Genomic DNA, 21,129 nt, shown 5'->3' with positions numbered 1-21,129 from the left:
ATCGTTCATCCTTCCGCCTTGAGCTCAAGAATGGTATCACGAAGCTGTGCAGCGCGCTCAAAGTCCAATGCCTTGGCTGCTTCCTTCATTTCCACTTCTAAGCTAGCAATAAGTTTTTGTCGCTCCGGTTTAGACATTTTCGAAACTTTTGTCTGTTCTCCTTCATAAACCCCTGCTTCTTCTGCGGCATGAGTTGCCCTGATGACATCCCGGATTTCTTTTTGTATGGTCGTCGGGGTAACGCCGTGTTTTTCATTATATTCTTCTTGTATCGTTCGACGACGTTCTGTCTCATCAAGTGCTTTTTGCATAGAGTCGGTCATTTTGTCCGCGTACATGATGACTTTACCGTTACTATTACGAGCTGCACGGCCAATCGTTTGAATGAGGGAACGTTCAGAACGCAAGAACCCTTCTTTATCGGCATCCAGTATGGTGACGAGTGATACTTCGGGAATGTCCAATCCTTCACGAAGTAGGTTGATTCCCACTAATACATCATATTTACCTAAACGGAGGTCGCGAATAATTTCAATCCGTTCCAAGGTTTTGATTTCTGAATGCAAATATTGAACTTTAATACCCATTTCCTTCAAATATGCAGAGAGATCCTCAGACATTTTCTTCGTAAGGGTAGTCACAAGGACACGTTCATTTTTCTCAATACGTTCGTTGATTTCACCCAGAAGGTCATCGATTTGTCCTTCTATGGGACGTACCTCGATAATCGGATCTAACAGTCCTGTCGGACGGATGATCTGCTCAACCATTTCAGGACTATGCTCCAACTCATATGGTCCAGGAGTTGCCGAAACATAGAGGAGCTGCTGTGTTTTCTTCTCAAATTCTTCGAAGCGCAGGGGACGATTGTCCATGGCTGAAGGCAGACGGAAGCCGTGATCCACAAGCACTTTTTTACGGGCCTGATCCCCGTTAAACATCCCCCTGATTTGAGGTAATGTCACATGGGACTCGTCAACAACAATTAAGAAATCGTCTGGAAAATAGTCCAGAAGAGTATACGGTGTCGATCCGGACGGCCTTAGTGTCAGGTGACGGGAGTAGTTTTCAATCCCTGAGCAAAAGCCCATCTCCCTCATCATTTCGAGATCATAACGGGTCCGTTGCTCTAAACGCTGGGCCTCAAGCAGCTTATTTTCTTCTTTCATGATGGCTAATTGCTCTTCAAGCTCTTTTTCAATATTCTTGATGGCGACCTGCAATTTTTCTTCACGGGTTACGAAGTGGGAAGCCGGGAAAATCGCGATATGATCTCGATCGCCCATGATTTCACCGGTCAGGGCATCCACTTCACGAATCCGGTCAATTTCATCTCCGAAAAACTCTACACGCATACAGTGTTCATCCCGGGAAGCCGGGAAAATTTCCACTACGTCGCCTCGCACACGGAAGGTTCCACGCTGAAAGTCGATGTCGTTTCGTTCATATTGAATATCCACAAGCTTACGCAGCAATTGATTTCGTTCGATTTCCATACCTGTACGCAGGGAAAGAACGAGCTCCCGGTATTCCTCCGGGTTACCTAAACCATAAATACAGGACACGCTGGCAATGATGATGACATCTTTTCGCTCAAACAAAGAAGATGTGGCAGAGTGCCTGAGTTTATCGATTTCATCATTGATGCTTGCATCCTTCTCAATAAACGTATCCGTTTGAGGAACGTATGCTTCCGGCTGATAATAGTCATAGTAACTGACAAAATATTCAACGGCGTTATCAGGGAAAAACTCTTTAAATTCACTGTAGAGCTGCCCCGCCAATGTTTTATTATGAGCAATAATGAGGGTCGGCTTTTCAACCTGCTTAATCACATTGGAGACAGTGAATGTCTTTCCTGTACCTGTAGCTCCAAGTAAGGTTTGATGACGTTTCCCCTCATTTATGCCTTGAACTAATTTCTCAATCGCCAGGGGCTGATCTCCCTCTGGTTTATATTTAGACTTGAGCTCGAATTGATCTTTCACCGTGAAACCTCCTATTATAAAGGAATGCTACCTTGTATTTACCTACTTATACCCATCTTAAACACTGTCCATTCTTCTATACACATTCTACCACATTTCCTACAGTATTAACCAATAATAAGCGAACAAAAGTTCGTTTTTTTTATTTTGTAGAGATAACATCATCTTGGTTGTGGATAACTTTTGATGAAGAAACAGTTTAGAGGCTTAAATCATGATTTCGACATTTTACGGCAGGCAGCAAGGAGCTTATAAGAAATTTCCGACATAATCCGAGCATTTCTATACACAACCTGTGTACAACTATGTGTATAAGTAGATATTCCTTGTGGAAAATCCCTAAGTTTATTCACAATTCGTCAAATTTCTTGTGCACAATGTTGATGAATGCGGATTCAATCTGTGAATAACATGTCCACCCCCCTTACTTATTCACACTATTCTTTATTTATCCACAATTATGATATCTGTTTGACACAGGAATTCTCTCCCGACCTTTTCAAAGGAATATGCAAGCCCTTTGTCATAAGAAAAACAGGGCCTATCTTTTAAAAAGATAGGCCCTGTTTTCAAATTTCTATTCATCTGTCATCGAAATCATGCACTTCTCTTCGCTTTTTTCATCATCCGGTCGCTATACCAGAATCCGACGGTTAATGAAGCCGCGTCTACGACAATCAGTAACCAGGAGTCCGTATAGCCCTTCGAAACAGAAGCTGCAATGAGGGCTACGGTCAAGATCAATCCGACATAATGATTGTAAGTAACGCGTGTGAACAGAACGACAAGCAATCCTGGTAAAAATAAACCTAAAATGATTTTGGACACGTTCAACTCTCCTTAAAGATAAGGGAATAACACATATTCTACCGAAGATTTCCCTATCTGGAAAGGTTTTTCCTACTCCTCACCCTGCTGAATTAATCTCTGGGTCCTTTCCTTTAACTCACTATGAGGGATGAATTTTTCAGACAACATATCAGGCAGAATATATTCCAAGAAGTATTGTACGCACTCCAGGTCCTTGTATTTCACAATCGTAGATAGGGCTTCTTGATAAATTTCAATAAATAGAGGTTCCGGATTCCCTTTTTGAATTTCTCCAAAGGATTCATACAGAAGATCGATTTTGTCTGCGACAGATAAGACCCTTCCTTCAAGGGTATCGTCTTTTCCCTCTTTAAACCGTTCTCTGTACACTTCTTGAAATTGCGGGGGAAATTCTGTAGTAATGAATTTATTGACCATCTGATCTTCCACCTGGCTGAAAAGTTCACGTAACTCTCCCGATGCATACTTCACAGGGGTCTTGATATCGCCAGTAAATAACTCTGCGTAGTCATGATTCAGTGCTTTTTCATACAGAGCTTTCCAATCGATTTCTTTCCCGTTCTGTTCCTCTACAGTCCCAAGAAATTGAGCTATTTTAGTTACCTTAAATGAGTGGCTTGCTACATTGTGCTCATGATACTTAAATCGCCCAGGACAGCGAATGAGGGTTTCAAGGTCCGATAAGCTCTTAAAATAATGATGAATTCCCATGTTATTCTCCTCTCGTTGATCGACTTTACTTTATGAAAATAGTATCAAGTTGAAGGAGCAAGGGCAAAGATTATCCACTAACCCTTAGCTTCCAACCCTTCAATTTCTCCTAACAGTATATTATTTAGAGCATCGTGATAACGTGTGGGAATTTGATGAGAGGCTCCTGGAATGATATATATTTTCTTAGGATAGCAATCGTTATACAGTTTTAGATGAGAATTGATCCAATCCGACCTTTCCCCATAAATTAAGAGTAGCGGTATGGGAAGCTTCTCGACCTGCTTTATCCCATCATAATGAAGGGATTGCTCGTAGAACTGATACCAAATATGGGGGTTCGCCTTATTCATATGACCCCTGAGCTTCTCACGCTCAAGCTTGTCCTTGAAATGTGCTCTGGAAATAATCCCCGATAGGCGGGCAGGATGGTCACGAACCATTTTCATGCCCATATGGTGCATCCATATCAGCTTGGGATTCGTGACTTTCGGATATCCCCCTACTAGAATGAGGGCGGAAACCCGATTTTCATAGGTACAGGCGAATGTTTGTCCTACTATTCCCCCCGCAGAATATCCAAGCATCACACATGCAGCAATGTTCAAGTTGTCGAGGATCGCCTTTATATCCTCTACAAACTCAGCGATACTTATATTCTGATCCAGGGTAAAGGAGTCTCCATGTCCTGTTAAGTCCGGAATGATGAGTCGAAAATGCCTGGAAAGCACATGCTGCTTTATGAAGGTCATCCTTCCCATGCCCGGGGGATGGATCAAGACCAGGGGATTCCCCTCTCCTATATCGTCAAAATAAAGATCTCTACCCTTAAAATGAATCATCGCCATAAAAATAAATCCTCCCTCAACCGCTTTACTACACATTGTTCTCGGGTTAAGGGAGTTCTAGTCACTTTATTTAAATGAGACGGACGGAAACAATACCGTGTATTTCTTTCATCCTGCTTTTCACTTGATATTGTTCTTCTTCGAGGAGTTTTTGATCCAAATCAATCATGGTATAGGCCCACGTATGTTTACTGCGGTTAATCATATCTGCGATGTTGACTGCGTACCCTGAGAGAACATTGGCGATTTGACTGACCATATTCGGGATGTTTTGGTGCATGACCGTCACTCGCATTTTTCCACTATAAGGAAGTTCCACATCAGGCAGGTTCACAGCATGCTTAATATTACCCGTTTCAAGATATGTTTTCAGCTGCTTTGTCGCCATGATGGCACAGTTTTCTTCAGATTCTACGGTAGATGCACCCAAATGAGGCACAGGGACGACGTTTTTCATGTTCAAAACCTTTTTATTTGGGAAATCCGTCACATATTTACGGACAATTCCTGCTTCAAGGGCCTTTTCCAGAGCATCTTCTTCTACTAGCTCACCTCTTGAAAAGTTTAAGATCGTCATACCCTTTTTCATCTTAGTGAAGCCTTCTTCACTCACAAAGCTTTCCGTCTTGTCTGTTAATGGAATGTGTAGCGTCACAAAATCACACTCTGCCCATACTTCTTCAATATGATGAGCGCGCTTCACATCCTGGGATAAACGCCACGCTGCTTCCACTGATATAAATGGATCATAGGCGACCACATCCATCCCAAGGGCCAGGGCATCATTTGCGACAAGGACGCCAATCGCGCCTAACCCTACGACTCCGAGTTTCTTCCCTTTAATCTCGCTTCCTACGAATTCTTTTTTCTTTGCTTCTACGACACTTGGTACATCTTCCTCTGTTTCTCTTAAAGTGTTTGTCCAGCCGACAGCAGAATAAAGGTTACGTGAAGAAGCGATCAAATTAGCCAGTACGAGCTCTTTCACGGCGTTTGCATTCGCACCGGGTGTATTAAAGACAACAATTCCTTTTTCCGTACATTGATCAATCGGGATATTATTGACCCCTGCTCCTGCCCGGGCAATGGCTTTGACTGACGCAGGAAAAGAGAAATCATGCAAGTTCTTGGATCTGACCAGGATTCCATCGGGATCACCATTTCCATTCAGATGGTAGTTCAGGTCATCCTCGATCAGTGAAAGTCCGCTTTGACTTATTGCATTGTACGTATTGATTGAAATCATCCTTATAATCCTCCTTGCTTAGACTCAAATTTTTTCATGAAATCGACCAGTGCTTCCACTCCTCGTAGCGGCATGGCATTATATAGACTCGCTCGCATTCCACCAACAGAACGGTGTCCTTTTAAAAATTCAAACCCTTCTGCCTTGGCTTCTTTTAGAAACCGGGAGTCCAGCTCCTCATCACGTGTTGAAAAAGGAATGTTCATTAAGGAGCGATTTTTTTCCGGGACAGGGTTGTGGAATAAAGATGATCCGTCTATACAGGTGTATAGGAGACCGGCCTTCCTCTCATTTTCAGCCTGCATCCCTTCCACTCCTCCATTTTCCTTCACCCACTCCAGTACAAGTTTTAATACGTATATAGAGAAGGTTGGAGGCGTGTTAAAGAGCGAATCATGCTTTACATATGTTTCGTAATCCAGCATCGTTGGACACTTATTCGATGCTTGACCAACCAGACTTTCATGAATGATCGCCACCGTTACACCAGAAGGACCCAGATTCTTTTGAGCACCTGCATAGATCATCCCAAAGGAGGAAACGTCTATTTTCTCCGAAAGGATATGGGAGGACATATCGGCTATAAGTGGAATGCCTCCTGTTTCAGGCCATTTATGGTAACGTGTTCCTTCAATTGTATTGTTGGAGGTAATATGTACGTAGCTTGACTGTGTTGAAAAATCTTCAGGTGTATAAGCAGGGATCTCAAACTTTTCTTGAGGTGATAAAGTACGGACATTCCCAACCTTTTCTGCTTCTTTGACAGCTTTCTTTGACCAGCTGCCTGTCAGGACATAGTCAGCTTCTTGATCTGAACCCAGTAAGTTTAGAGGAATCATGGAAAATTGCAGGGATGCTCCTCCTTGCATAAAGACGACATGGTAATCATCTGGAATCGAGAGCAGTTCACGTAATAAACCTTGAGCTTCTCCTATTATATTTTGGAAAGGGGCAGATCGATGACTTAATTCCATTACAGACATGCCCGTTTCTTGATAGTTCAATAATTCGCCTTGAACCTTTTTTAGAACAGGCTCAGGTAACACCGCAGGACCAGCAGAAAAATTATACACACGCTTCAACAACAGCACCGCCTAAAGTTCAGAATTTTTCAACAGTATAATCGCGCACAGTCGTTTAGTCAATATCAAAAACAAATGATGAAAACGCTTAACAGAACCGTTTTTAGACTCATGCGTGGTTATGGATTGATTCTTTGTCGTTTTTAAAAAAGCTCTTTTCATAAACATTATGGTTTGCATAACTTCCCAAAAGTGAATTTTTGTTTTGAATGAGTGGTAGTGCGAAAACATGGACCGTTCCTTTCCGCGGGGAGGAAGTCGAGCCTCCTCGACGTTCAAGTCTGTGGGGTCTCGACCTTTCCTCTATTGCCCGCAGGAGTTAAGTACCTTCCGCTACAATCCACTCTGTGCTTCTCCTAATGACGTATAGCCAATACAAAAAGCTCCTATTGTAGGAATGTTGAGCGTTTTTTCCAAAAAAAAATATCTACAAAGGAGTAAAAGAAAATTTTATTTTTACTCATAAATCGAGGGATCATTAAACTATCTTTTAAATGAACTAAACAATGCTCCCACCGTAAATAACCTCATTAAAAGAGAGCAGTAGTCCGTTTTCTATATTAAGCTTTGTCATGAATTTTTTTATAGATGGTAAGGGGAACTGCGTAGACTCCTGCGATTTCGGGCGTGCCAAGACCCCGTTCGGCAAAGCTGAGGAGGCTCTGCTCAATGCTAGCTGCAAGCGGATCGGTTCCCCTCACCATCCAGCACACATTCATTGACAGAGCCCTGGCAGATTCAATTATATTCTCAAACCTTCACGAAAAGAGCCTAAAAGAAATAAAAAACCGGCTCCCTTACTTACCCGCGAAGGGCAAAATGAAGTGAGCCGGTTGGTTGAGTATTAACCTGTTAATATATCCTCTTTTGGATAGTGGATCTTTTCTTTGTCCGGTCTTGATAGGGAGAAAGCCAGTGTAAGTGGGCCCAGTTTCCCGACAAACATCACGATGATAATGATCCATTTACCTATCGCTGTCAGAGAGCCGGTAATCCCCATGGACAAGCCTACCGTTCCAAAGGCTGAGACCACTTCAAAGAGAATAGCCAGGAAAGAAGCATTCTTTTCAGTCATATCAAGGAAAAACAGAGCCGTAAAAACAAGGAGCACACTGATCATCGACACAGCCAAAGCTTTAAAAATATAGTTTTGATCAATCGTACGACGGAAAATACGAATCTCTCTTTTCTCCTTCAAGAAAGCAAACACACTCAATGAAATCACCACAAAGGTGGTCAGTTTGATTCCTCCACCCGTTGAAGCACTCCCGGCCCCGATGAACATCAAAAGAATCGTGAGCAGCAATGTGGAGCGTTCCATACTTCCGTAGTCAAGCGAGTTAAAACCAGCCGTGCGGGGCGTGACTGCTTGAAAATAAGAAGCGAATAGTTTATCAAGGAATGGTAATTGAGCCAGTGTGTTCGGGTTATTATACTCCAGGATGAAAATCATCATAAAAGCGAATATATTGATGACAATTGTCCCAACTACCATGATTTTCGTATGGAGTGACAGTTTTCGAATCGTTTTTGATTTCCATAAGTCTACTAAAACGGTGAATCCGATCCCACCTACAATAAACAGAAACGAAATCGTGATATTGACGATGGGACTTCCCACATACCCCATTAAACTATCGGGCCAAAGAGAGAATCCTGCATTATTAAACGCGGAAATAGAATGAAATATACTGACGTAAAGCCCTCTTCTCCAACCGAATTCAGGAACCCATTCTGACGCCAATAAAAGAACGGCGAAACCTTCAACAAGGAAGGAAAAGATAAATAAATATTTTACAAGCTTGATGACTCCTCCTACAGACGTCTGATTTAATGCCTGTTGAAGAAGAAGTCGTTCTTTAAATCCGATTTTCTTTCCAAGCATCATAAAGATCAAGACAGCAAAGGACATGATACCCAGTCCCCCGATTTGGATCAGACTCATAATGACCACTTCACCAAAAAGAGTGAAGGACCCTCCCGTATCAACGACCGCAAGCCCTGTGACCGTCATAGCGGAAGTCGTCGTGAACAAGGCATCAAGCCATGTAATCGATTCTGTGGTGGCAAACGGCAGTTTAAGTAATCCCATTCCTACTATGATAAAAAATAGAAATGTCACAACGAGAAGTTGAGGAGGGCTTAACCGGATCACCCTATGCTTCATAGGTTATACACCTTCTTTTTCAAATCGATTGATATCCCTGTTATGTCCAATGACAATCAGTAGATCTTCAATTTTTATGAATTCATCAGCAGAAGGAGAGACAATGACTTCCTCCCCGCGGTGAATGGCAATAATATTACAACCGAATTTCGCACGGACATCGAGATCAATTAACGTTTTGCCCGCGACTTTTTTAGACGCACGCACTTCTACAATGCTGTGCTCCTTCGAAAGCTCTATATAATCAATGATCTTTTCTGATGTAATGTGGTGGGCGATTCTTCGCGCCATGTCACGTTCCGGGTGAATGACTTTATCTGCCCCGATCCGGTCCAACACCTTCTGATGATAGGAGTTCGAAGCTTTGACCCATACTTCTTTAACCCCTAATTCTTTTAAAAGTAAGGTGGTAAGAATACTTGCTTCTATATTATCCCCAAAGGACACGATCACGTGATCAAAGTTTCTGAGACCAAGGGATTTCAATACAGATTCATCCATGGCATTCGCCTGCACGGCATGCGTGGCAATGTCTATATAATGCTGGACGACATCGTGATGAATATCAATGGCTAACACTTCAACATCCAGATCAGCCAATTCCTGAACCAGATTTCCTCCAAATCTCCCTAATCCAATAACTGCAAACTGCTTTTTCATGATGAAATCCTCCAAAACCTTTTTAATAGCTTAACCATATAGTACTTCTTCATTACAACAAAAGCCCATGCGGCTCGAATAGAGGCGATAACATAAGGCGAACCTGGCGGGGCTTCCTGTGCCTTTATGGCAGGTTTGACTCATGACCTCTGGCCCTCCAGCCCCCTGAGCCGGACTTCTAAACAACGCAAAAAGACCAGCAGGAACTAAGCCTGTGGTCATCCATAATCGATCACAAGTATCATCCTCTCCCATTACGCTTACGAGGTTAGCTGACGGATTCGGGTTATGGAAGTAGCCCTACCTTTCAATGAAAGGATTCACCCCTTTAAAACACTTGGGTCCCCCGCTTCAAAAATGAATTAAGCGATAAAGAATATTCATTTGATGATAGATATATTACTCCTCTCCTAATTCGTTGTAAATAGGTTTTATATAAAAATTTTTCAAAAGAAAAACAGGCAAAATTATCTCAATCCATCCAGCATTTAATGTTCGTTAAAAAGGTTTCTCTTTTCTATATCAGGGGAATAGCATACATAAGTATTACGAAAATAGGACCAGAAGGGAAGAAGTGTATATGGCAGGAATTTCATCCATTACAACATCAAACAGTTCATCTGTTTCATCAAATGATATAAAACCTTGGATCAGAGGGTTTGCACGAATTGGATTTATTTCAAGAGGGATTGTTTATATGCTGATTGGCGCATTAGCCATTATGGCCGCACTTGGAATAGGAGGAAGCACTTCGGACTCGAGTGGTGCCTTTTCAGCAGTGGCAAGCAAACCCTTTGGGGAAGTCATTCTCTGGATATTAGGTCTCGGCCTGATCGGAATTGTTCTTTGGCACCTCATTCAAGTGGTGAAAGATCCGGAACACGGGAAAAATGACGGGAAATCAATGTTTAGAAGACTCGCTAATCTGATCACCGGGATTGCTTACGGTTCTTTGACTTATAATGCTTTCGCCATTGCGATGCATGCCAAAAGCTCCGGTTCGGGATCTAAACAAACCTTATCTGCTAAGTTATTGTCTCAGCCCTTTGGTCAATGGGTTGTAGGAATTGTCGGACTTATCATTATTGGATATGCACTTTATGAAATTCATAATGCTTATACTGAAAAATACACGAACAAATTCAAACGGCATGAAATGTCCGAGAAAGAATGGGAATTGGGAAGAAAGACAGGCAAGCTCGGGTTATATTCCCGGGGCATCGTCTTTTTACTGATCGGTTATTTCTTTATTCAAACTGCGATCACAGCCGATCCGGATAAAACACAAGGATTGGATGGAGCACTTTCCAAGATAGCCCAACAACCTTATGGACAATGGCTTCTGGGAATTGTAGCGGCAGGCTTGGTACTATATGGCGTGTTTCAAATTTTAACAGGTAAAAACCGTCATATGAGCATGTATTAAGAATGAAAAGGAGCAGCCAAAGGGCAGCTCCTTTTTTCTTCTGGCACCACTGTTAAAATGTAACTGGATCCATTTCTTCTGTTAAAGTCTTCATATTATATCCTTGATCAGTCAACTTCTTAAGTAAAGAATCTAAATAAGCGAGTGTCGTAGATTTTTCATGAATAAGAATGACTTTTGGCTGGTTTTCATATGAATAAGAAGCTAACTGATCCATGACATTCTGAACATACTCCCCACTATGATATTTCCAATCTTCACTATCCACATTCCAATCCCATAAACTAAATCCCTCTCTCTTTACTGCTTTCAAATATTCCGGCTTCATATTGGGTACTGACCCATAAGGAACGCGAATCAGCTCGCTGCGAATACCCGTAATGGACTCTAACGTAGATTGGGCCGTCAGCATCTCCCCTACAACCGATTCACTAGATTGGTAGACTTCTGATACATCATGGGTGACACCATGCAACCCGACACTATGCCCTTCTTCCACCATCTGTCGAACTGCCTCACTATGTTTTTTCATATTCGGTTCCAGCATAAAGAAGCTCGCTTTTGCACCATATTGATTAAGCACTTTAAGAATCGCTTCCGTATTTTCATTCGGACCATCATCGAATGTGATGTAGACCGTCTTTTCATCCTCGAAGGTCCCTTGTTCATTCACATTGGTCGAATGGTCTTCTATTTCCTCTTCCTCATAGTAATTGTCGTCTTTCACACTCTCCGCTTCACTGGAATTAGCTTCTTGTTCCTCTTCTTGAGTATCGCTATCATGTTCCTCATCCCCTACTACAGGTTGTCCCGATTCGCCTTCCACTTTTTCAGGAGGTTCTTCCTGGACTACTTTTTGTTGAGTGGTTGTTTCCTTTGAATTCTTCGCTTCCCCAATGTCCAATACCCACGAAGTTGAAAGAATGAGTAATAACACGATCACTCCTGCCAATCCTCCCAACTCAATGGGTTTGATCCATTTTCTTTTTTTCCCTTGTCTCCCCATGTCAATCACCTTTCTACTTTCTTGTTACCTTTAATGATAGGGACATAAGCGCTGGAAAAGGTTACTTCCCGGTTACAAAGCAAGGGAGACTTTTGTAACTTTTTTGTTACTTTTGTCGATTGAGTTTACACTATACTAGTGAAAGCTCTAGGCAGGATGTGATGATCAATTGAAGAAGGTTTTGTTCCTAATGCTTTGTCTTTCGATGTGTACGGGTTGCTCTTTATTCCAATCCAATACATCGTTAATGAAGCCACCAGAACTTCCGGTTAAACAGCAGGAAGTGAAACAAGCGATTGGAAAATATGTTCCGTCACAGGCGGAATGGGTTTCACCGTCTGAAGATAAACAAGCAAACAAAATGATTGAAGCAGATTTGGATCACGATCAAAAGAACGAATTGATCGTATTTTATAGACTACCTGATCAAACCTCTCAAATGGAAGCCATTGTTCTAAAGGAAGAAAAAGGGGAATGGAAGGAAACAATGAAATTGAAGGATCTTGGAAGGGAACTTCATAAAGTGGAATTTCTGGACTTTAACCAGGATGGATACAAAGAAATACTAGTTGGGTTCTCCTTCTCAGAAGACGCTTCAGACAAAGCACTGATCGTGTACGATCTATCTAAAGATAAACCGAAGAAGCTGTTGGAATCCCAATATAGTGCGTTTTTTTCAGGAAACTTCACTAAGGATGATCAAGGAGAAATCCTCCTTGCGTCACTCGTACCCAACCAGTCCCATTCCGTTCGTCTTTATCAATTCAGCAATCATAAAATGAACGTATTAGATGAGCTGAAATTAGATCCATATGTATACCCTTACTACCATTCCTTAGCAGGTTCCATCTCCCCTTCTATAAAAGGTGCGATACTGGATGCAGGTGTAGGTGCTCATTCGTCTACGTCATTCATTATTGGTGTAGAGGACGAGAAGTTGATGAATGTTATACCGGAAAACATAAGTGAAGAAGAGCTTTTCAGGGCATATGCCGTGAATAGTGAAGATTCGAACGGAGATGGAATCCTTGAATTCACTCTGCAAAAAGAGGCAAGCGATGATAATCTTGCCTATTCTGAAATGCCATTCATCAATGAGTATTATCAGCTCAACGATCAAAAACAAGCAGAGCTCATTCATCGATACTACGACAATACAGATTATTTATATAGGCTCGAGATTCCACAGGAATGGCCATCTATAGAAGTGAAGGAATCAGAAGACGGACGTTATGTGGAATTCCTTTCCACAAAAGATGGCAGTGTGTTATTTGATGTATACTCGATTGACAAAGGTCAATCACTGCCAAAAGGGTGGAATCTATTATATGAAACCAATCAATTCACATATGTAACAAAATACTCAACGGCAATAGGCAAGCGTCTCTTCCAGCCTATCTGATGAGAAAATGGAGGTGTAGTTGGATGAAGCACATTTTGATTATTGAAGATGAAGAAGCCATCCGTGGCTTTATCGAGATTAACTTAATGCGATACGGATACGCTGTCTTGCAAGCTGGTAGCGCGGAGGATGGAATTGACCTGGTTAAGAAAGCCCAACCCACAGTCGATATTGTCTTACTCGATGTCATGCTCCCTGGTATGAACGGATTTGAGGCTTGCAAAGAGATCAGAAATTGGAATCCATCCATTGGAATCATCATGTTAACGGCTAAAGTGCAAGAAATGGATAAGGTACACGGATTGATGAACGGGGCAGATGATTATATTCCGAAACCATTCAGTCCGAATGAGCTCATCGCTCGAATTGAAGCATTACTGAGAAGAATGAATGTTCATCAGGTCAAGGAGGATAACCAATCCCCCATCACGTTGGACGAACAGAAGAGACTTCTATTCGTTCAAGGAAAGAAGATTGACCTTTCCCCGATAGAGTACGAATTACTCAGCATTATATTTAAGGCAAAAGGGGAAGCGATCTCTCGAAATGATCTGTTAGATGAAGTATGGGGACTTCAATACGCAGGTGATCCGAAAATTGTGGATGTGAATATTCGACGAATCCGTCAAAAAATTGAAGAAGATCCTTCCCATCCTCACTATATCCTGACGGTTTGGGGATATGGATATCGCTGGAATGATGAAAATGGGAATTAAAAGAAGATTACTCATTCAGAACGTGTCCATTATCACCTTAACCATTCTTTTATTTTTAGGCATTCTCGTTTCCGGAATCTATTCTTATTACTACAACGGTACAATAGATATGCTGAAGAATCATGCTGTTAACTCGTCACAGTTTGCCAATAAGTATATGAACCTTCATTCATTTACCTTGAGGAATGAATTGGCCAATCTCCAAAATAACTTCTCCATCCCTCAAGCCGAAACACAAATATTGAATGCCAATGGAGACTTATTATCTTCATCGACTGGTTTTATTCCGGATCAAAAGCCTGACTTCAAGGATATTGAGGAGGCATTTCGAAATGGCAGCGGAACCTGGATTGGCAACCATCCTAAAACAGGTGAGCATATTTTGGCTGTCTCTGTACCGTTAAATGGAGAGAATAACACCATTGGATTGATCCGGTTTATTACATCCTTGGAATCACTGGATAACAGTTTCCGAACGATCTTGCTTTCTTTATTTTTAATTGGACTGGTTATTTTGCTTATCGTTTTTATGGTGAGTACATTTTTTGCCCGTAATTTAACGACACCTGTGATTGAACTGACCGAAGCATCACAGAAGCTTGCTAAAGGAGAATTGGAAACAAGAATTGTCGGACAATACAAGGACGAATTCCAAACCTTGAGTACGTCCTTTAATGACATGGCGAGGGAACTGCTTAAAACGGAGAAAATGAAGAATGAGTTCATCTCTTCCGTTTCCCATGAACTTCGCACTCCCCTTACGAGTATTAAAGGATGGAGCGAAACATTGCTGACGGGTGATTTACAAAATGTGCGGGAAAACAAAACGGGATTGAACATCATTTCGAACGAAACGAATCGATTGATTGGACTTGTAGAGGAGCTATTGGACTTTTCGCGATTTTCAAATGGATCATTTACAACTCACCCCACTACCTTTTCTTTCAACCGTACAGTCAATGAAGTCATTCTTCAGCTGGATCAAAAACGGAAAGAAAAAGGAATATCCATTATGTTGGAAAGCGAAGAGACCATGGATCTATTTGCTGATGAGAATCGTATTCGACAAGTGTTGATCAATCTATTAGATAACGCAATTAAGTACTCCGACCCGGATTCAACTGTTTTCATACGTTATAACAAGATGAATTCCCGTTTTACCTTTGAAATAGAAGATGAGGGGCAGGGAATCGACCCAGAACACCTGCAGCATATTGCCACCTTATTCTATAAGGAGAAGGAGAATTCAGATGGGTTAGGGTTAGGACTAGCCATCTGTAAAAACATCATTGAATTGCACCATGGAAAATTGTTTGTAAAAAGTGAAAAGGGTTCAGGTACAACTGCCGGTTTCACCCTTCCCTTACTTTCTTAAAGAGCTTGGATTTTGAATCCAGGCTCTTTTTTTGTATGGATCAGGCATGAATTTTGACACTCTTTTTATTCTGTTGTATCTTATGACAATAAATCCTCACTAAACCCATAAGAATTTAGATATTTTGGGAAATCTACTACTAATTAGAAGGAGGGGTTACAATGAAATCTCTTTGGAGAGGGTATCTAAATACATCCCTTATTGTGAAAATAACCGTCGCTCTTGTACTTGGGATTGCGGCTGGATTGATATTCGGAAAGGATGCATCCTTTCTTTCCCCCCTTGGCGATATATTGATTCGCTTGCTGAAATTTCTTATCATCCCTCTTATCCTGTTTACATTGATGGTCGGCGTGAACCAGACTAATGTGAGCAAACTCAGCCGAATGGGTGGAAAAACGTTCTTATATTATTTATTCTCATCAGCATTAGCGATTGTGGTAGGAATTTCCGTTGCAAGTATTTTCAATCCGGGAACGGGCATGACCCTCGATACGGCGGAGAAATTCGAAGTACCGGAAAATCCGGGGGTAACCAGTGTACTTCTGAACATCATTCCGGAGAATATCGTCACTGCGTTCACGGAAATGAACTTTCTGGGAATTATCTTTACCGCCATTGTGTTCGGTATTGCCATATCCTATTTAAGATCATCAACGGAACATCACGAACTGGGTGAACAGGTATATAAAGTCGTGAACGGATTAAACGAAGCGACCTTAGCCATCATGAAGGTGATCCTTCAATATGTCCCGATTGGTATCTTTGCGATCATGGCAGTTACTGTCGGAAAACAGGGATTAGACACATTGTTATCATTAGGAAATATGATTCTGGTGCTTTACATTGCATTGTTTGTCCAAATTGCCATCTATATTGTCGCCTTGCTCATATTCAAGATTAGTCCCGGCAGTTTCTTTGCCCAGGCACGGACACCGATGATCACAGCATTTGTGACCCAGAGCAGCTCGGGTACCCTGCCTCTAACATTAAACGCCGCAAAAAATCTTGGTCTGCCTAAAAGCTTATATGGATTCAGCTTACCACTTGGTGCCACGATCAATATGGATGGCGCTGCGATCCGGATCGCCGTTTCGGCTGTTTTCGCTGCTAACGTAATCGGTAACCCATTAAGCCTGACTGATATGCTGGTCGTTGTCCTCGTAGGAACTATGGCTTCAATTGGAACAGCCGGTGTTCCCGGCGCAGGTATCATCATGATTGCCACTGTTTTCGCCCAGCTCGGGTTACCGATGGAAACCGTCGCTCTGCTAACGGCGATTGATGCCCTAGTTGGAATGGGTTGTACGGCTCTTAATGTGACGGGAGATTTGGTTGGTACGTCGATTATTGATAAGACGGAAAATGGAGACAATCATGAAGCCGCTTCCGTATAAATATCGAATAAAAAGAGGCTGGGACAAAACTAAAAAACCACGATAAAAAGACGAACAATAGAAGTGTAGGTTCTTCATACCGCTAATGATTTCCGTGCAAGACTACGCTTTCCACTGGTAGCCCGTGAGCCTCCTCGGCAAGCCTGCGGGGTCTCACATAAGCTACTTTCCCGCAGGAGTCTTCGTCTTGCACTCCAATCAACCGCTGGAAACAGCTAAAATCAAATGATTCGAAGATAAATAATAAACCCGAACAAATCTGCACACTAAGAAGCAGGTTTGTTCGGGTTTGACTTAGGATAAAAAACTTTTGTCCCAGCCTCTTTATTTAAGGACGGGATTTCCATCTCGTTAAGACGGCCATTAATTTTCCGTGCTCTTTTTCTCCCTTAACGGCAAACCTTAACCACCTTCCATCCAACCCTTTGAAATTATGGGTATGGCGGCTCACAATACCATTCTCCAACAGAAAACGAAATAACTCGGTTTGATCGTTAAGATCTGGATCCTTTAAGAGATAAAAGTTCGTCTGACTTGGTGAATAGTCAAATTTGGATTGGTCGAAAAATGCAAACAGCTTCTCCCTCTCCCTTTTCACCATGTATTTAGTATGATGAACGAAATCTGTTTCCTCCAAGAGTGTTTCCCCTACTTTTTGAGCGACTCCGTTCACACTCCAATGAACTTGATAGTTTCCCAGTTCCTTCACGACTGTCTCACCAGCCATTAGAAAACCCAAGCGGATCCCAGGAATGCTAAACATTTTCGTCATGCTTCTTAACACCATTAGATTTGAGTATTCCTTTACCAGATGGGCTGCCGTCACCTCTTCCAAAGGAAAATCATAAAATGCTTCATCCACAATCACATAACAATGTTCTTTATGAGCTTCCTTAACAATCTCTTTTATCTTTGAAGCTGAATATAACACACCAGTCGGATTGGTCGGATTACATATAAAGACAGCATCCACCTTTGAAAGATACGCTGCCAACTTTTTTGAATCAAGATCCCAGTCGTTCTCTTCCAGAAGTAGGTGATGAATGGTGCAGTCATTGATTTGACAAGCTTTTTCGTATTCTGAAAAGGTGGGATGAATGATGAGAACATTCGAGTGGGCCAACCATCTCCCAATAAGATGGATCAGTTCAGCACCACCATTCCCTATGAGAATCTCTTCTTCCCCCACCCCTTCTTTACGGGCAATTTTTCTTCGTAAGGATGCAGAGTGAGGATCCGGATACGTCACGATATCCCCTAATAGATCCTGCCATATCTTTTTTAAACGATCTGGCGGACCGCTGGAGTTAATATTTGCACTTAAGTCGACGATTTGATCAGGCATCGAAATATCCATTGCTCTATATGTATATTGCGGATTCGATCCATGTTCTGGTAATTCCAACAAGTACTCCCCCTATCCAAAGAATCATAATAAAAATAAAACACGCTTTCTGCATACGGCCAATGGTTGCAGAGATATGATTCCGCTCTAATTCAAAAACCTTTCTTCCCATTTTTTCTCGATGGGAAACCATCCCTTTATACGTGTTGAGGCCGCCCAGTTGAACCCCTAGACTCACCGCCACTGCCGCTTCTCCCCAGCCGCTGTTTGGACTAGGGTGTTTCTTGGCGTCTTCCAGTAGAATTCGAAATCCTTCTTTGTAAGTGAAATATTCAGGCCGTGCACAGAAAAATAAGATGAATCCTGTTATTCTACTCGGAATCCAATTCAGGACGTCATCCAGCTTGGCTGATGCCCACCCAAAGTCTATGTACCTCTTATTCTTGTATCCCACCATGGAATCACAAGTATTTACACATCTGTACACGATGGCAAGAGGGGCACCGCCAATCAATGCCCAAAACAAAGGAGCCGTTATCCCATCACTTGTATTTTCCGCAACGGTTTCAACAGTACCTCTTACAATTTCACTTTCATTTAAGTTTTCTGTATCTCTGCCTACGATATATGAAAGCTTTTCCCTTGCTGTTTCCAGATCGTTTTCTTCAAGTGGTTGCAATACTTCTAAAGCGGCCAATCTAAGGCTCTTTTGGGAGATGGTCGTCGTGATGACGATGGCTTCTACCAAGATCCCTAAGATTGTATGCATAGAGTAACTTGCCCAAATGAGGCAAGAGGTAAGAATAAACGCCGCCACTACCAATATCGATACCATCACTATACCTTTCCTTTTTATAACCCCCCCTTTATTCAACCAGCGATCTAAACGAGAGATCGCCTTTCCCATCCACTTAACAGGATGATGCCAGTGGGGAGGATCTCCAATCCATAGGTCCAGCAAATAGGCGATTGTTATAGCAAACAAGTGATGAATCATCAGGTACCCACCCTTTTCTTATACTTGGAAATCGCGTGGATGGTGCACTCATAAACTCCTTTACTAATCCTTTTTCCCAAAGGGGTAATCGTTCCTGCGTATTCCAGAAGAACTCCCTCTTCAGTGCTCGCGATTAATATACTGTCAGTAGAGGTACCCGTTGCTCCACTCCCTGTAACGGGATCTTTCACATTATGAGCTGCAAGTGCTTTCACCTTGGATTCTGTTGCAGTCATAATCCCTTGGATGCTTGCGGCCTCCGATACTCTCCCATTGATGAACACCCAGATGTTAATCGTACCGGGTGAATGATCAAACGAATGACGGTCACTCATACTTGCATCAACGGCATTGCCGACTCCTGCTGTAACGACAACGAATACAGAAAATGTCTCCTCCTCATAAAACCCCCAGCACACATCTTCCAATTGAACAGCCGTCATCATCCCGACCGTTTCTTCTCTTTTTGCACCTATTTGCTGGAGATAATCTTGCATCTCTTCATGATGGCTATCACAATTGTAATTTTTTGATACATGGCGATTAACAAACGTTTTATACCAGCCTGTTCCGGCATTGGTGACGCCTGAGGATATTGTTTTGAGTGGGCGTGATGATTGGAGGATGATTTGATTCTTGGAGCAGGTTAGTAAGTGGTGGTTGATGATTTCTCTCTTCATAAGTTACCTCTCCTTTAAACTAACTATACTATTATATCAATTTTGTCATTTTCCTTCTAATACCAATCTCATAATCTTGACTTAATACACTCTCCAATGAAAAACACGACAAAAAGAGCTAACTCTTTCATTCCAAAGTTAGCTCTTTCATCATCACATTATGCACCAAGGAAAAATGCCCCATATAGCAATGCAGCACCTATTACGTATGCTGGACTCACTTTCCATTTTTCAAGTAGAAAATAACTGCACACTGCAATCAATCCAGTTTGAAAAATTCCAATTCCCTCATAAGCATTGGTAAAGAAACCAATCGTCATGACCCCTAACAATACTGCAATTGTCGGACGAACCAAATTTGTCATCTTCTTCACTCTAGGGGAATCCTTATATTTCATTAATAAACCGAGTAACATAATCATTAAGATTAATGAAGGGGCAACTGTTGCAAACACACCGACTATTGCCCCTGGCACCCCGCCTTGCTGGTAACCTATGTAACCGGCCATCTTTGTAGCTATAGGTCCCGGCAAAGCATTTCCTAACGCCAAAACTTCACTGAACTCACTTACTGTCAGCCACTCATAATGATCAACCACTTCATTTTCCACCAATGGTATTGATGCCGGCCCCCCTCCATATCCCAATACTCCGGGAATGAAGAAAGCCAAGAAAATTTGAATATAAATCATGATGCTTTCACCTGCTTTTCCTGACCTGGATTTCGTGACAGAAGGGCAAATCCTAGTAAAGCACCAATCACGATAGCCGGGTGAACTCCTAAAACGGAAAGTAATAGAACACTCACTGCCAGCAGAATGATGGTTATTTTCCAGCCCATACTATTTTGGGACTTTTCGACAAACCCCCACGTTAATACACCCAGCATAACGCCGACTACAGGAACTACTGCACTCGCCATCCCCTGTACCCAATTCTTATCTTTATAAGTATTTAGAACAGTCAGCAATAAAACCATCAAAACAATAGTTGGAATGATGGTGGCCAACACGGCATTAATCATCCCTAAGTAGCCACCGACCCGAAATCCGATATACCCCGCCATCTTGGTTGCAATCGGACCAGGCAATGCATTCCCAAGAGCCAAAACATCGGAGAAATCATCATCGTTCATCCATTTATATTTTTCCACTACTTCTTTGTGAACAAGAGGAATGGAGGAAGGTCCTCCTCCAAATCCCAACATACCTACTCGAAAAAAAGCGAGAAATAAATGCCATTGTTTCATGAT

Annotated in this window: 20 protein-coding genes and 1 riboswitch; of the genes, 6 read left to right on the top strand and 14 right to left on the bottom strand. The window is 42.1% G+C overall.

The genetic code is table 11. From position 1 onward, the window contains the following. Nucleotides 1-5 precede the first annotated feature (5 nt). From uvrB to serC, 6 genes are all read right to left on the bottom strand, one after another. Nucleotides 6-1,988, bottom strand: coding sequence for an excinuclease ABC subunit UvrB (gene uvrB / locus F0342_RS14065; protein WP_148970220.1), 1,983 nt, complete (start codon nucleotides 1,986-1,988; stop codon nucleotides 6-8). A gap of 597 nt (nucleotides 1,989-2,585) precedes the next feature. Continuing rightward, nucleotides 2,586-2,816 carry a CsbA family protein gene (locus F0342_RS14060; RefSeq protein ID WP_148970221.1) on the bottom strand — a complete coding sequence of 77 codons (231 nt, stop codon included), beginning with the start codon at nucleotides 2,814-2,816 and terminating at the stop codon, nucleotides 2,586-2,588. 72 nt (nucleotides 2,817-2,888) lie between these two features. Then, nucleotides 2,889-3,530: an HD domain-containing protein gene (locus F0342_RS14055; protein WP_148970223.1), complete on the bottom strand. Its 642-nt coding sequence runs from the start codon at nucleotides 3,528-3,530 to the stop codon at nucleotides 2,889-2,891. A 77-nt stretch (nucleotides 3,531-3,607) separates the two neighbouring features. After that, entirely contained in the window at nucleotides 3,608-4,378 is a 771-nt protein-coding gene (locus tag F0342_RS14050) for an alpha/beta fold hydrolase (RefSeq protein WP_188048552.1), read from the bottom strand. Nucleotides 4,379-4,448: 70 nt separating this feature from the next. After that, nucleotides 4,449-5,624, bottom strand: a complete 1,176-nt coding sequence (locus F0342_RS14045) for a phosphoglycerate dehydrogenase (protein WP_148970225.1) — start codon at nucleotides 5,622-5,624, stop codon at nucleotides 4,449-4,451. Between the two features lie 2 nt (nucleotides 5,625-5,626). Then, nucleotides 5,627-6,706 (bottom strand): 3-phosphoserine/phosphohydroxythreonine transaminase, encoded by a 1,080-nt coding sequence (gene serC / locus F0342_RS14040; RefSeq protein WP_149156546.1) that lies wholly within the window; start codon nucleotides 6,704-6,706, stop codon nucleotides 5,627-5,629. Between the two features lie 669 nt (nucleotides 6,707-7,375). Here serC and F0342_RS24905 point away from each other — a divergent pair. Further along, a complete protein-coding gene (locus F0342_RS24905; RefSeq protein WP_188048551.1) occupies nucleotides 7,376-7,534 on the top strand; it encodes a hypothetical protein in 159 nt (52 codons plus the stop codon). A gap of 16 nt (nucleotides 7,535-7,550) precedes the next feature. Here the strand turns inward: F0342_RS24905 and F0342_RS14035 are convergent, their stop codons facing one another. Next, nucleotides 7,551-8,873, bottom strand: a complete 1,323-nt coding sequence (locus F0342_RS14035) for a TrkH family potassium uptake protein (RefSeq protein ID WP_149156545.1) — start codon at nucleotides 8,871-8,873, stop codon at nucleotides 7,551-7,553. A gap of 3 nt (nucleotides 8,874-8,876) precedes the next feature. Next, entirely contained in the window at nucleotides 8,877-9,533 is a 657-nt protein-coding gene (locus F0342_RS14030; protein ID WP_148970228.1) for a potassium channel family protein, read from the bottom strand. 241 nt (nucleotides 9,534-9,774) lie between these two features. After that, nucleotides 9,775-9,912, bottom strand: a riboswitch (cyclic di-AMP (ydaO/yuaA leader). 201 nt (nucleotides 9,913-10,113) lie between these two features. Between F0342_RS14030 and F0342_RS14025 the strand changes: the two genes are divergently transcribed. After that, nucleotides 10,114-10,959 (top strand): DUF1206 domain-containing protein, encoded by an 846-nt coding sequence (locus F0342_RS14025; protein WP_149156544.1) that lies wholly within the window; start codon nucleotides 10,114-10,116, stop codon nucleotides 10,957-10,959. 52 nt (nucleotides 10,960-11,011) lie between these two features. Here the strand turns inward: F0342_RS14025 and F0342_RS14020 are convergent, their stop codons facing one another. Continuing rightward, nucleotides 11,012-11,965 (bottom strand): polysaccharide deacetylase family protein, encoded by a 954-nt coding sequence (locus tag F0342_RS14020; protein ID WP_149156543.1) that lies wholly within the window; start codon nucleotides 11,963-11,965, stop codon nucleotides 11,012-11,014. Nucleotides 11,966-12,212: 247 nt separating this feature from the next. On the opposite strand from F0342_RS14020, the gene F0342_RS14015 reads away from it, so the two are divergent. The 4 genes from F0342_RS14015 to F0342_RS14000 all read left to right on the top strand — a co-directional run bounded on the left by F0342_RS14015 (nucleotide 12,213) and on the right by F0342_RS14000 (nucleotide 16,855). Further along, nucleotides 12,213-13,367 carry a hypothetical protein gene (locus F0342_RS14015; RefSeq protein WP_149156542.1) on the top strand — a complete coding sequence of 385 codons (1,155 nt, stop codon included), beginning with the start codon at nucleotides 12,213-12,215 and terminating at the stop codon, nucleotides 13,365-13,367. Between the two features lie 23 nt (nucleotides 13,368-13,390). After that, on the top strand, nucleotides 13,391-14,083 hold the full coding sequence (locus F0342_RS14010; protein WP_149156541.1) for a response regulator transcription factor: 693 nt from the start codon (nucleotides 13,391-13,393) through the stop codon (nucleotides 14,081-14,083). Then, nucleotides 14,067-15,458: a sensor histidine kinase gene (locus tag F0342_RS14005; protein WP_188048550.1), complete on the top strand. Its 1,392-nt coding sequence runs from the start codon at nucleotides 14,067-14,069 to the stop codon at nucleotides 15,456-15,458. The genes F0342_RS14010 and F0342_RS14005 overlap by 17 nt, the downstream gene beginning before the upstream one ends. 161 nt (nucleotides 15,459-15,619) lie before the next feature. Further along, nucleotides 15,620-16,855, top strand: coding sequence for a dicarboxylate/amino acid:cation symporter (locus tag F0342_RS14000; RefSeq protein WP_149156539.1), 1,236 nt, complete (start codon nucleotides 15,620-15,622; stop codon nucleotides 16,853-16,855). 328 nt (nucleotides 16,856-17,183) lie between these two features. Here F0342_RS14000 and cobD read toward each other — a convergent pair whose 3' ends face one another. From cobD to F0342_RS13975, 5 genes are all read right to left on the bottom strand, one after another. Beyond that, nucleotides 17,184-18,260: a threonine-phosphate decarboxylase CobD gene (gene cobD, locus F0342_RS13995; RefSeq protein WP_149156538.1), complete on the bottom strand. Its 1,077-nt coding sequence runs from the start codon at nucleotides 18,258-18,260 to the stop codon at nucleotides 17,184-17,186. After that, complete coding sequence (cbiB, locus tag F0342_RS13990) at nucleotides 18,217-19,197, bottom strand: adenosylcobinamide-phosphate synthase CbiB (protein WP_316252614.1); 981 nt, start codon at nucleotides 19,195-19,197, stop codon at nucleotides 18,217-18,219. Before cbiB ends, cobD begins: the two co-directional genes overlap by 44 nt. Next, entirely contained in the window at nucleotides 19,197-19,877 is a 681-nt protein-coding gene (locus F0342_RS13985; RefSeq protein ID WP_149156536.1) for an adenosylcobinamide amidohydrolase, read from the bottom strand. Before F0342_RS13985 ends, cbiB begins: the two co-directional genes overlap by 1 nt. Before the next feature lie 158 nt (nucleotides 19,878-20,035). Then, a complete protein-coding gene (locus F0342_RS13980; RefSeq protein WP_149156535.1) occupies nucleotides 20,036-20,569 on the bottom strand; it encodes a chromate transporter in 534 nt (177 codons plus the stop codon). Continuing rightward, nucleotides 20,566-21,126 carry a chromate transporter gene (locus F0342_RS13975; RefSeq protein WP_149156534.1) on the bottom strand — a complete coding sequence of 187 codons (561 nt, stop codon included), beginning with the start codon at nucleotides 21,124-21,126 and terminating at the stop codon, nucleotides 20,566-20,568. The genes F0342_RS13980 and F0342_RS13975 overlap by 4 nt, the downstream gene beginning before the upstream one ends. Nucleotides 21,127-21,129: the final 3 nt, after the last annotated feature.

This window comes from Bacillus sp. CH30_1T (genome assembly GCF_008364765.1).
GTDB lineage: Bacteria > Bacillota > Bacilli > Bacillales > Bacillaceae_B > Rossellomorea.
Note: the sequence above shows the minus strand (reverse complement) of the source record. Positions and strands in the feature narration are given on the sequence as shown.